Here is a 13,176-nt window from a genome sequence, read left to right as displayed (position 1 = left end):
AAAAAACGAAACAGTTATTAAAGCTGTATGTCTAATGTTTGAAAGAAATGTTTCAAATATATTATAAATGTATTACAATACCCTATTTCTGCCAATATCATATCAGCCCGTCATAAGTCATCAAAATAGCGGATATATTCTGTCGAAATAGCAGTATAATAAAAAAGATTTGCACTATCTTTGCGCCGAGATACGAAAACAGTAAGCATTATGGCAGAAGTAAAAAACGAAGAGACAAGCGAAAAGAAGAGCTTGAACTTCATAGAACAAATAGTAGAGAACGATTTAAGAGAGGGCAAGAACGGCAGTAAAGTACAAACACGTTTTCCGCCGGAACCGAACGGTTACCTTCATATCGGACATGCCAAGGCCATCTGTCTCGATTTTGGCATTGCTGCCGCTCATAACGGCATTTGCAACCTGCGTTTCGATGACACCAACCCCACCAAAGAAGATGTGGAATACGTAGAAGCCATAAAGGAAGATATCCAATGGTTAGGCTATCATTGGGGAAACGAATATTATGCTTCTGACTATTTTCAACAGCTTTGGGACTTTGCCGTCCGTCTCATCAAAGAGGGCAAAGCATATATCGACGAGCAAACTTCTGAACAGATAGCTGCGCAAAAGGGCACTCCCACACAACCCGGCGTGGAAAGCCCGTATCGCAACCGCCCCATTGAAGAGTCTCTCACATTGTTCCAGAAAATGAATAGCGGAGAGGTTGAAGAAGGAGCCATGGTGCTTCGGGCCAAGATAGATATGGCCAGTTCCAACATGCACTTCCGCGACCCCATTATCTACCGCGTAGTGAAACATCCGCATCATCGTACGGGCACCACATGGAAGGCTTATCCGATGTATGACTTCGCACACGGACAAAGTGACTTCTTTGAAGGTGTGACACACTCGCTGTGTACTTTGGAGTTTGTGCCCCACCGTCCGCTTTATGACCTCTTTGTGGACTGGGTAAAAGAAGGAAAGGACCTGAACGATAACCGTCCTCGCCAATATGAATTCAACAAGCTGAACCTGAGCTACACGCTGATGAGCAAGCGCAACCTGCTGACTTTGGTCAAGGAGAACCTTGTCAACGGTTGGGACGATCCTCGCATGCCGACCATCTGCGGTTTCCGCCGTCGGGGTTATTCTCCGGAATCCATACACAAGTTCATTGATAAAATCGGCTATACCACGTATGATGCGCTGAATGAGTTTGCCCTTCTGGAAAGTGCCGTACGCGAAGACTTAAACGACCGTGCCACCCGTATCTCGGCGGTATTGAACCCCGTGAAGCTCATCATAACAAATTATCCGGAAGGACAAGTGGAAGAGATGGAAGCCGTCAACAATCCCGAACATCCTGAAGAGGGAAGTCACTTTATAGAATTCAGTCGTGAACTCTGGATAGAACGCGATGATTTCATGGAAGACGCCCCTAAGAAATATTTCCGCATGACACCGGGACAAGAAGTACGTTTGAAAAGCGCCTATATTGTGAAATGCACCGGTTGCAAGAAGAATGATGCCGGCGAAATCGTAGAAATATATTGTGAATACGATCCGGAGAGTAAAAGCGGCCTGCCCGGAGCTAATCGTAAGGTAAAAGGTACCATTCATTGGTTAAGTTGCGACCATTGCCTCCAAGCAGAAGTACGCCTTTACGACCGTCTCTGGAAAGTAGAGAATCCGAGAGACGAACTTGCCGCCATCCGCGAGGGAAAGAATTGTGATGCGCTGACAGCCATGAAGGAAATAATCAACCCGGATTCTCTGCACACGCTGCCATGCTGCTACATCGAGAAATACGCTGCCGGCATGCCCCCGCTCTCTTATCTGCAATTCCAACGTATCGGCTATTTCAACGTTGACAAAGACTCCACCGGCGAGAAAATGGTGTTTAACCGTACCGTAGGTCTGAAAGACACATGGGGTAAAATCAACAAATAGAATCATGAGTAAGATAAATTGGTTATCTGACAGAGAAAAAGAACTGCGAAAGTTCGCTGCAGAATACGAGGCTTTCAAAACTGACAACAAACCCTTGTATCTGGATGCCGACGACATCGCAGATCTTTCTAACTGGTATGCCGTACGCCATAGATACGCAACGGCGATTGAGCTCGTTGAGTACGGACTCAGACTGCACCCCGGCAACACAACCTTGCTGGTAGAACTTTCTTATTTATTTTTGGACACCCAAAAGAAAAAGGAAGCGCAAGAAGTGCTCGAAAGCATTACGGAGGACTCTTCCGAAGTAACGATTCTGAAAGCCAACTTCTTGTTGGAAGAAGGAAAAGTAGAGGAAGCCGACGAGCTCCTCAATCATATGGCAGGCCAAGACGATGTAATCAACATTATCGACGTGTGCTATGCATACATCGACATGGGATTTCCGGAAAAGGCATTGCCGTGGCTGGAACGCGGACGCAAGCAACATGCCGACAGAGAAATATATCTTGCAGCCGCCGGCGACTGTTACTTCAGCATGGGAGAAATTGAGAAAGCCGGTGATTATTTCAATCAGCTGATAGATATAAATCCTTATTCGGCACCTTATTGGATAGGATTGGCTCGTTGCTATTTCGAGCAACAGGTGCTCGACAAAACGATTGAAGCCTGTGACTACGCCCTCGTCGCCGACGAGGAATGTGCCGATGCCTATACGATAAAAGGGCACTCCTTCTTTCAATTGGGAAATGAAGAAACGGCTATGGAGAATTATCTGCAGGCAGAAAAGTTCGGAGCGCTCTCTTCCAGCTTTATCAACACGCTCATCGGCATGAACAAAGTGGCTAAAGGGAAATGGGAAGAAGGATATGTTTTTTTGGAAAAAGCCATTAAGGAAAACACCGATTATAGCAGCATACCCATAACAAGCTCCTCACTCTATGCCCATGCAGCATTCTGCTTACATAAAATGGGAGAAACGCCAAAGGCTCATCAATATTGCCGGACAGCCTATGAACTGAATCCGGAAGATATCAACTCATACTTGATTGAGGGTCGTATCTATATGGAGGAAGGAGAATATGAAAAAGGAGAGGAAAAATGGGACAGAGCCGTAGAATATGCCCCATATGCAGAGACATGGTACGAGATTGGTTTGTACTGCATGGAAATAAATCAATTGAACTATGCCAAGAAAGCTTTTGAACAGGTCAAGCAGATGAGTCCTGATTTTGAGGATATCAACGAAAAGCTGGCCGGCCTTTACATGTTACTGAAGGACAAGGAAAACTTTACGAAGTACAATAGTTTGTGCAAACACCCTCTTGAGTGGGAAAAAGTGGAAAAACTAAAGCAAATGTTGCAAGATGATGACCAAAATGAATTGATTCAAATAATCAAAGACATCTTCGACGGCTTGCAATGACATTTAATAACCACCGAACTAAAAAGATATGGAATCATCAGCAGAACTCATCAAATGGGTATTGGAGAATCTGAACTATTGGGTAGTCACGTTGTTTATGGCTATCGAAAGTTCTTTTATTCCATTCCCGTCCGAAGTCATTGTTCCACCCGCCGCATGGAAATCCATGGCAGACGAAAGTATGAATATTGTCCTTGTCGTTGTTTTCGCAACAATCGGAGCCGATATAGGAGCATTGATAAACTACCATCTGGCACGTTGGCTGGGACGCCCTATCGTGTATAAATTTGCCAACAGCCGTTTCGGGCACATGTGCCTCATCGATGAAGATAAGGTGCGCCATGCAGAAGAATACTTCAAGAAACATGGTGCCGTCTCCACCTTCTTCGGGCGCCTCATCCCGGCAGTGCGCCAGCTCATCAGCATTCCGGCAGGGCTGGCCGGCATGAAATTAAGTTCATTCCTCCTTTACACTACATTGGGAGCCGGAATATGGAATGTAATTCTGGCCCTGATAGGTTATCTCATCTACCGTTTTACGGAAATAAAGACAACGAATGATGTTTATGTAATGGCAACAGAATACAGCCATGAGATAGGATATGTTATCATAGCCGTTGCCGTATTGGTCGTAGGTTTCCTTATTTACAAAGGGATGAAGAAGAAATAAAGATGCATCGACCGGAAGAACTGAAAACTGCCCGAAAACCCCATGGGTGAATATCCTTTCTTAACCATAAGAAATTCAACACTTTACGGTTGTACAAGTGTGAGGCGTTACTTGTACAACCGTAAGCTTTCACTTGTACTACCGCAAGCCTACGCTTGTACAAGTGTAAGCACTCACTTGTACAAGCGTAAATTTACAGCCCTCAAAGTATAAATAGGAAAGGGGTAGAAGCAGTCAACAGGCCTTTCGGACTGAACAAAAAAAACGGTGAGCAGTTTTTTCTTCCTGCCCACCGTTTTTATTAACGCATATCCAAATGCGAATAATTACTTCAAAGCAGCAATAGCTTTATCATAATCCGGTTCTTGAGTAATTTCCGGAACTAATTCCGTATAAACCACCTTACCATTCTTGCCAATGATGACCACCGCACGTGCCAATAATCCCGCAAGAGGACCATCTGCCATACGCACTCCGTAGTTTTCATCAAAATCAGAAAAACGGAAATCCGACAAAGGTATTACATTCTCTATTCCTTCTGTAGAACAGAACCGGGTATGAGCAAAAGGCAAATCCTTAGATATTGCCAATACAACAGTGTCAGCCAAATCAGCCGCTAGTTGATTGAACTTACGCACCGAAGTGGCACATACGCTCGTATCCAGACTCGGGAATATATTCAATACTACATTCTTTCCGTTCAACTCTTTCAAAGAAAAAGAAGATAGATCTGTTTTTACTAATTCAAAATCAGGAGCTGCTGCGCCTACCTGTATAAACTCACCGTAAATCTTTACCGGTTGTCCTTTAAATGTTGTTGTAGCCATAGTTATATTACATCAATTTATATGGTAATAGAACAAAAGCTAATGTCAAAAAGTTCATAAGAAGCAGATCTTATTTTCAATCTCAAGCCACTTTATTCTTTTTCCAACGACATACAAAAGAAGCAAACCATGCCTGAAATCTTAAAAAGAGTGTAATACGAGCGCAAAATCACAATAAGAGTTATAAAAAGCGATTCTATAACCTCTTAGACTTGCAGATATCGAAAAAAGCCGTATATTTGCATTGTGTTTTTCATAGTATTAGATTTAAGGTTAACAAAGGTTGGAGTACAGCGGTACTCCTTTTTTTATTTATATACCTATCGTTTTTTACATCAAGGAAAATCCCCGCTTTGAGTAGATTCTATCAGTTTTTCTCTATCTTTGTACAACCTTTGCCCGGCATAGGGTTACATAGAATAAAAGAATTCATAAACCACTAAACTAAAAACAAATAATTATGGCAATGCATACATGGTTTGAGTGTAAAATACGCTACGAAAAAACAATGGAAAATGGAATGAACAAGAAAGTAACCGAACCATATCTCGTAGACGCCCTCAGTTTTACAGAAGCAGAAGCACGTATCATCGAAGAAATGACACCTTTCATATCGGGTGAATTTACCGTATCAGACATTAAACGCGCCAACTACAGCGAACTGTTTCCGTGTGAGGAAGAGGCGGCCGACCGTTGGTTCAAGTGCAAATTGGTCTTTATCACATTGGATGAAAAAAGCGGCGCGGAAAAGAAAACGTCAACCCAAGTACTGGTACAAGCTGCCGACCTGCGCGATGCCGTGAAGAAACTGGACGAAGGCATGAAAGGCACAATGGCTGATTACCAAATCGCCTCTGTAGCCGAAACCGCCATCATGGATGTATATCCGTATAGCGCAGAGCCCAACGACAAACCGGAAGTCTGATATGAATATAACAGAGAATTTAAAACAAGTGCTGAACGAACTGCCCGAAGGAGTACGATTGGTAGCTGTTTCCAAGTTTCACCCCAACAAGGCGATAGAAGAAGCATATCGCGCCGGGCAACGCGTGTTCGGAGAAAGCAAGGTACAGGAAATGACAGCCAAACATGAAAGTCTTCCTAAAGACATCGAGTGGCACTTCATAGGGCATCTGCAAACGAATAAGATAAAATATATTGTTCCCTATGTGGCACTGATTCATGGAATTGATTCCTACAAACTTCTGGCTGAAGTCGATAAACAGGCAGGTAAAGTAGGCAGAACCGTGAACTGCCTGCTCCAACTACATATTGCACGCGAAGAAACCAAATTCGGATTCAGCTTTGACGAATGCCGGGAGATGCTGGCTTCGGGAGAATGGAAGCTGTTTCAGAACATCAGGATATGCGGGTTGATGGGTATGGCTACGAACACGGACAATGCCGAACAAATCAAAACGGAGTTTTGTTCTTTAAGAAATTTCTTCCGGGAAGTAAAAGACAAGTGGTTTTCAGAGTCGGAAGCTTTCAAGGAACTGTCCATGGGAATGTCTCACGACTATCGTGAAGCCATTGCAACCGGAAGTACACTGATACGTGTAGGAAGCAAGATCTTTGGAGACAGAAATTATTGACAACTAAAAAATACTATTATCATGGCAACATTAGAAACAACTTTTGCAGGGTTAAAACTTAAGAATCCCATCATTGTCAGCAGTTCAGGATTAACAGACAGTGCCGCAAAGAACCAAAAACTTTTTGAAGCAGGTGCAGGTGCCATTGTACTTAAATCTATTTTTGAGGAACAAATCATGATGGAGGCCGACTGGCAGGGAGACCCCAATATGTATCCCGAAGGAAGCGACTACCTCGTGGGGTATATTCGAGAACATAAATTGGGAGAATATCTGAACCTGATAAAAGAGAGCAAAAAAGTTTGCAACATACCTATAATAGCCAGCATCAACTGTTATCAGAATGCCGACTGGGTTGATTTTGCCACTAAAATAGAAGAAGCCGGCGCAGATGCACTGGAGATCAATATTCTAGCCTTGCAGACTGACGTCCAATATGCATACGGTTCTTTTGAGCAGCGTCATATAGATATCTTAAGCCATATCAAGCAAACGGTAAAGATTCCTGTTATCATGAAATTGGGTGATAACCTTACCAACCCGATAGCCCTCATCAACCAGCTATATGCCAACGGAGCTGCCGCAGTAGTAATGTTCAATCGCTTCTACCAGCCGGACATCAATATCGAGAAGATGTCTCAGGTACCCGGCAACATATTCAGCAATGAAGCCAACTTGTCCAACTCTCTACGTTGGGTCGGCATTGCTTCGGCCATTGTAAACAATCTGGACTATGCTGTATCAGGCGGTATTCATTCTCCTGCAGGAGTAGTCAAAGCCATTCTGGCAGGAGCGTCGGCTGTGGAAGTTTGCAGCGTGCTTTATCAAAACTCCATTTCCGTCATTTCAGAATATACTCATTTCCTTGACTCTTGGATGCATCGCAAAGGTATGAACAATATCAATCAATTTAAGGGTATGCTGAACATCAAAGAACAAAAAGGAGTCAATGTCTTTGAGAGAACCCAATTCCTGAAATACTTCTCATCGCATCAATAAAATCGGCAAGGAGCATAAGAGAGAGTGAGGTTGTATCAAAAGCATAAAAGCGCTTTGAAACAACCTCACTCGTATTTTCTGCGACTCCTTCTACGGCAAACACGCCGCACTTGATCAAAGTCTCTTATCCAACACTTCGAAGCAAGAATTCTTGCTCACAAATTCAGGAACGATATCTTTCATGGCTGACACAATCTTCATCTGATCATAAGTATAGCTCACATCAATCAGTTTCTGGATACGTTCTTTCACCTCCTCGTAATCATACTCGCGCACGGTGGCAATCATAATCTTCTCGTGATAAGTGGGTTTCGTCAGCTCCTTCACATTGAGCAGCTCTTCATAGAGTTTCTCTCCATGACGAAGACCGGTGAACTCAATCTTCACATCCGTGCGGCCTGAAAGGCTAATCATACGCTTGGCAAGGTCGACTATCTTCACCGGCTTGCCCATGTCGAAGATATAAATCTCACCGCCACTACCCATACTTCCTGCCTCAAGCACCAAACGGCAGGCTTCGGGAATGGTCATAAAGTAGCGGATAATTTCAGGATGCGTAACCGTCACCGGACCTCCACGCTGAATCTGGTCGCGGAAACGTGGAATAACAGAACCGTTAGATCCCAGCACATTGCCGAAACGCGTGGTGATGAACTGTGTGGCATTCTCCCTCCCCTCTTTCTGAAGTTTTTTAGCCAAAGACTGCACGTAAATCTCACAGATACGCTTGGAACATCCCATGACGTTCGTAGGATTCACTGCTTTATCTGTAGAAATCATGACGAATTTCTCAGTACCATACTTAACGGCAAGGTCGGCCAATGTACGAGTACCATATACGTTTATCTGGATGGACTCGGAAACATTGTCCTCCATCATAGGCACATGCTTGTAAGCAGCAGCATGGAAAATATACTGAGGCTTGTATTCCTTAAAAATAGCTTCCATCCGGGTAACATTGGAGATATCGGCTATGATCGTTTCGGCATCAATGTCGCGCCAACGGTCTTGTAGTTCCAAACGGATATTATGCAACGGAGTCTCTGCCTGATCCACGAGAATCAATTTATAAGGATTGAATGAGGCCACCTGACGCATGATCTCACTGCCTATGGAACCAGCCGCACCGGTAATCAATACCCGCTTACCTTCAAGCTGTGATGCTACCTTGTGGATATCTATCTCAATGGGATTGCGCTGTAACAAGTCTTCAATCTGTATTTCCTTTAATTGGGTGCGGTTCAGGACCTGCCCACTCCAATCGCTCAAAGGAGGAGCCGTCATAAGTTTAATATTGTGCGCAAGGATGTTGTCGGCCATATCAGACTTTTGCAGTTCCTCCATTTTTGCCGGAGAGATGATAACCACCTGCACATTGCGGTCGAGTAAGTTGTCGATCAACGTATCGTCATTAGGATATACCTTAACCCCCATCATAACCTTATTTATAAGTTCGGGTTTATCGGCAATGAATCCACGTAAGCGATAATGGTTCCGAAGATTGACACGCAATGACTTGGCTATGTTCACACCTGCTTCTTTTGCACCGTAGATGAACACATTGGCACTGTGCCTGCCGTCAAAATTCAACGTGTCAAAAATAGTCTTGACTATCACACGCGAAGAGGCCATCATTGCAAAACTGATGATATAGGAGATGAATATTATACTGAAAGGGACCAGCTTGGTGTTGAAAAAGCTATCTCCCAGCACATTTATAGCCATCAAGATTGCATAGGAAACTGTCAAGGAGACAAAGATGCGCATTATATCGACGAAAGAAGAAAAGCGCAACACATTGGAGTAAGTACGGAATACGCGGAAAAATATAAGGTTGACGATTACTGCTCCCAAAATAACTTTGTCAATGTTTGAAGATTCCAAGAAAACACTTCTGAGATCATACCTCAGAATATAAGCCAAAATACTTGATATGATGATGATAAATACATCAATCAATAGAATAGTCCATATCGGTAATACCTTTGCAGAGAGATACCGCTGAATAAATTTCAGTTTCATTGCGTTTAATAGTTTTTGTTTTAGGATTCGCAAATATACACTATTTCATCCAAGAAAAGCAAAGAAACAATAAAAAAATGTTATAAAGAATTGATTTTTCTCACACTCTTTCAAGGATGATATTATAAATAAAACACGAAGAGAAGATTCCATGTTGCATGCTTCCGCTTTAATTGCCACCGCCAAGGTGTAGGCTTATGCCTCCTGAAGTGTGGGCATATCTCTTCTGAAGTGTGGGCATACGTGCTCTGAAGTGTGGGCTTGCATTCGCTAAAGTGTGGGCATAGGTCTGCTAAAGTGTGGGATTACGTTCACTAACATGCGGGCTTACATGCGCACTATCATAAGAAGCAGAATTATAATGAATTACAAAAGAAACCCGTCTCCTTGTCTTTTACGACCGGAAGACGGGTAGAAACGTTCTTTCATAACAACATCACATCAGATTGCTTGCCAATTCACTCAACGGACTACGCTCTCCTTTCACCAGATTGACATGTGCAAAAAGATTTTGATCTTTCATGCGGTCTATCATATAAACCAGCCCATTGGATTGGCTATCCAGATACGGTTGGTCTATCTGCTGAATATCACCCGTGAACACCATCTTTGTTCCTTCACCGGCACGGGTAATTATCGTTTTTATTTCATGCGGCGTCAAATTCTGAGCCTCATCAATAATGCAATAAGTCTCGCTCAAACTGCGTCCGCGAATAAAAGCCAAAGCTTCAATTACCAATTGTTCGCTTTTTTGCATGTCTTCCAGGCGTTTCACTTCGCTGGAGTTAGCCGAAAATTGATGCTTTATCACATTCAGATTATCAAATAGAGGCTGCATATAAGGGGCAACTTTCTCATTTGCATCTCCGGGAAGATAGCCGAGATCTTTATTAGACAATGCCACAATGGGACGAGCCAAAAGGATTTGCTTATAATCTGTCAGTTTTCCCAAAGCAGCAGCCAGTGCCAATAATGTTTTGCCGGTTCCGGCCTTACCGGTCAGGGCTATAAGCTTTACATCCGGGTCGTTCAGCACTTCAAAGGCAAAGCTCTGTTCGGCATTACGAGGCTCAATACCGTAATTTTTGGTTTTGTTTACCCGGCAGACGGAGTGAGTAAAAGGATTATAACGAGCAAGCACGCTGTTTCGGTCACTTTTCAATACAAAGCAATCATTGGGATGAACAATATCCTTAAAGTCGAATTCACTGATATCCAATCCTTCCTTCGAAGAATAAATACGGTCTATCAAAGTGGGGTCAACTCCCTCAAATACTTCATTCGATTTTTCAAAGATGTCAAGGTTCACCACTTTATCGTTGATATAATCTTCACACAGCAGACCAATAGAACGGGCTTTCATCCGTAGATTCACATCTTTCGTGACCAAAATGGATTTCATCTTCGGATATTTCTCGGTCAGCCAGTCTGTCACTGACAGAATCTGATGGTCGGGAATGCGCTCGGGAAAGGAATCATGCACTCGGGAAGAATTTATCGTACCCGTCACAACAAACAGCCGACCCAAGCCTTCGCCCAACGGAGCACCGCGAGTGAAAAGATTGTCATCGGTTATCAAATCGAGTTCGCGGACAAATTCACGGGCATTGAAATTGATCTGCTCATTGCCTTTCTTAAATTTATCCAACTCTTCAAGGACCACGATGGGGAGATAAATGTCGTTTTCTTGGAAATTTTTCAGACAATTATAATCGTGAAGAATAACATTCGTATCAATCACAAAATTTTTCTTGGCTCCCATACTCATTAAATTTTAATTATTAATGTTTTTCAGGATAAAGCAAAACCATATTCAGGCAATAAAAAACAAGCGTGCTTCTTTTGTATAACCTACGGTTTACGTTATCTTTGTTGTCCTTAAAGATAACAATTTAATACAGAGAAAAAGATTTCTTTCTCGTTAAATATTACAAAAGATGGATTATCAGGACACTTTAACCTATTTATATAACAGCACTCCCATGTTTCAACAAGTAGGAGGTTCGGCCTATAAAGAAGGATTGGAAAACACTTTGGCACTGGATGAGCACTTCGGCCACCCACATCGCAAGTTTCGCACCATTCATGTGGCAGGTACCAACGGTAAAGGCTCTTGCTCGCATACCATTGCAGCCATACTGCAAGAAGCGGGCTATAGCGTGGGGCTATATACCTCGCCCCATTTGGTGGATTTTCGCGAACGTATCCGCGTCAATGGACAACCCATACCGGAAGAGTATGTCATCCGTTTTGTGGAAGAGGAACGTTGCTTTTTTGAACCGCTGCATCCGTCCTTTTTTGAATTAACCACCGCTATGGCTTTCCGGTACTTTGCCGATGTGGAAATAGATGTAGCTGTGATAGAAGTGGGACTGGGAGGACGCTTGGACTGCACCAACATAATCCATCCGGATTTATGTATCATCACTAATATCAGTCTTGACCACACTCAATTCTTAGGGAATACATTGCCCCAAATTGCAAGAGAAAAGGCAGGAATCATTAAAAGCGACATCCCCGTAATGATCGGCGAAACAACCCCGGAAACTAAAGCCGTATTTCAAAAGAGAGCCGGAGAAGTAAATGCTCCCATCTATTTTGCAGAAGAAAATGGACGTGAGGATTATCCCGGTATAGAATATGAACTAAAGGGACTCTATCAGAAAAAAAACTCCCGTACTATTCTCACAGCCCTTCCACTCCTGAAAGAAGCCGGTTATCGACTGGATGAACAATCTGTTCGCAGAGGTTTTGCCCACGTAACTGAGCTGACCGGCTTGATGGGGCGTTGGCAAAAGTTGCAAAACCACCCTATCCTAATCTGCGATACAGGACACAATGTGGGTGGAATCACCTATATAGTAGAGCAACTTAAACAACAGGCTTTTCACAATCTGCATATTATCATCGGCATGGTGAATGATAAAGATATACAAGGCGTGCTGGCATTGCTGCCCGAAGATGCAATTTACTATTTTACCCAAGCCAGCGTAAAACGTGCCTTGCCGGCAAATGATTTACAAAAACTTGCGGAAAGTGCCGGGCTCAAAGGCAACTGCTATCCAGATGTACCTTCGGCCGTACGAGCTGCACAAGAAAAAAGCCTCCCGGAAGACTTTATCTTCGTAGGAGGCAGTAGTTTTATTGTGGCCGACTTATTAGCGAACCGCGATGCACTCAATCTCCACTAAAGCGTCCTTGGGCAATGCCTTTACGGCAACGGCTGAGCGTGCGGGAAAAGCTCCGTCAAAATAAGTGGCATAAACCTTATTCATATCGGCAAATAAAGACATGTCTGCCAGAAAGACAGTGGTTTTTACAATGTTGCTCATATCCAAACCTGCCTCTTCCAGAATATGCTTCATGTTTTCCAAGGATTGGCGGGCTTGTGCTTCTGCCCCTTCCGCCATTACTCCGGTAGCTGCATCAATGGGTAATTGACCGGAAACAAACACCATCCCGTTAGCCTCAACAGCCTGACTATATGGACCTATAGCACCCGGCGCTTTGGGGCTGCAAATTGTTTTTTTCATCATTTCCAATGGTTTTATATGGTTAATAATAGTACATATATTGCTCATACTTTAAAAAAGGTTCAAAACATAAGCAGTACTTCGAATCCTCATGTATTTACTATATAAAAGCAATTTCACTCATACCTTTTATGAGCCAGACTTAACTTCTTTA

General features: G+C 43.2%; 11 protein-coding genes. 7 read left to right on the top strand and 4 right to left on the bottom strand.

Translation table 11 applies throughout. The annotated features are described in order from the left end of the window. Positions 1-210: 210 nt before the first annotated feature. The 3 genes from EV202_RS09075 to EV202_RS09065 are packed head-to-tail and all read left to right on the top strand — an operon-like array spanning position 211 to position 4,046. The gene (locus EV202_RS09075) at positions 211-1,950 is read left to right on the top strand and encodes a glutamine--tRNA ligase/YqeY domain fusion protein (RefSeq protein ID WP_106070151.1); all 1,740 of its coding nucleotides are present in this window, start codon (positions 211-213) and stop codon (positions 1,948-1,950) included. 4 nt (positions 1,951-1,954) lie between these two features. Continuing rightward, positions 1,955-3,376 carry a tetratricopeptide repeat protein gene (locus tag EV202_RS09070; protein ID WP_131926818.1) on the top strand — a complete coding sequence of 474 codons (1,422 nt, stop codon included), beginning with the start codon at positions 1,955-1,957 and terminating at the stop codon, positions 3,374-3,376. A 28-nt stretch (positions 3,377-3,404) separates the two neighbouring features. Next, entirely contained in the window at positions 3,405-4,046 is a 642-nt protein-coding gene (locus EV202_RS09065) for a DedA family protein (RefSeq protein WP_106070149.1), read from the top strand. 326 nt (positions 4,047-4,372) lie between these two features. Here EV202_RS09065 and tpx read toward each other — a convergent pair whose 3' ends face one another. Further along, on the bottom strand, positions 4,373-4,873 hold the full coding sequence (gene tpx / locus EV202_RS09060; protein ID WP_106070127.1) for a thiol peroxidase: 501 nt from the start codon (positions 4,871-4,873) through the stop codon (positions 4,373-4,375). Between the two features lie 460 nt (positions 4,874-5,333). Here tpx and EV202_RS09055 point away from each other — a divergent pair, with 460 nt between their 5' ends. Genes EV202_RS09055 through EV202_RS09045 form a run of 3 tightly spaced genes read left to right on the top strand, consistent with a single transcriptional unit; the run spans position 5,334 to position 7,467 of the window. Further along, the gene (locus EV202_RS09055) at positions 5,334-5,798 is read left to right on the top strand and encodes a DUF4494 domain-containing protein (protein ID WP_131926816.1); all 465 of its coding nucleotides are present in this window, start codon (positions 5,334-5,336) and stop codon (positions 5,796-5,798) included. Position 5,799: 1 nt separating this feature from the next. Then, complete coding sequence (locus EV202_RS09050; protein ID WP_131926814.1) at positions 5,800-6,468, top strand: YggS family pyridoxal phosphate-dependent enzyme; 669 nt, start codon at positions 5,800-5,802, stop codon at positions 6,466-6,468. Positions 6,469-6,489: 21 nt separating this feature from the next. Further along, positions 6,490-7,467 (top strand): dihydroorotate dehydrogenase-like protein, encoded by a 978-nt coding sequence (locus EV202_RS09045; RefSeq protein ID WP_131926812.1) that lies wholly within the window; start codon positions 6,490-6,492, stop codon positions 7,465-7,467. A 114-nt stretch (positions 7,468-7,581) separates the two neighbouring features. Here the strand turns inward: EV202_RS09045 and EV202_RS09040 are convergent, their stop codons facing one another. Both EV202_RS09040 and EV202_RS09035 read right to left on the bottom strand, forming a co-directional pair. Further along, a complete protein-coding gene (locus EV202_RS09040) occupies positions 7,582-9,489 on the bottom strand; it encodes a polysaccharide biosynthesis protein (RefSeq protein WP_131926810.1) in 1,908 nt (635 codons plus the stop codon). Positions 9,490-9,925: 436 nt separating this feature from the next. Continuing rightward, entirely contained in the window at positions 9,926-11,251 is a 1,326-nt protein-coding gene (locus EV202_RS09035) for a PhoH family protein (protein ID WP_106070596.1), read from the bottom strand. A 175-nt stretch (positions 11,252-11,426) separates the two neighbouring features. Here EV202_RS09035 and EV202_RS09030 point away from each other — a divergent pair, with 175 nt between their 5' ends. After that, on the top strand, positions 11,427-12,680 hold the full coding sequence (locus tag EV202_RS09030) for a bifunctional folylpolyglutamate synthase/dihydrofolate synthase (RefSeq protein WP_131926808.1): 1,254 nt from the start codon (positions 11,427-11,429) through the stop codon (positions 12,678-12,680). Here EV202_RS09030 and EV202_RS09025 read toward each other — a convergent pair. Beyond that, positions 12,648-13,022: a RidA family protein gene (locus EV202_RS09025; RefSeq protein ID WP_106070595.1), complete on the bottom strand. Its 375-nt coding sequence runs from the start codon at positions 13,020-13,022 to the stop codon at positions 12,648-12,650. The genes EV202_RS09030 and EV202_RS09025 overlap by 33 nt on opposite strands. Between the last annotated feature and the right edge of the window lie 154 nt (positions 13,023-13,176).

It is taken from the genome of Prevotella heparinolytica, from assembly GCF_004342845.1.
Lineage (GTDB): Bacteria > Bacteroidota > Bacteroidia > Bacteroidales > Bacteroidaceae > Bacteroides > Bacteroides heparinolyticus.
The sequence above is the reverse complement of the archived record's forward strand: the minus strand, read 5'-3'. Positions and strand labels throughout refer to the sequence as shown.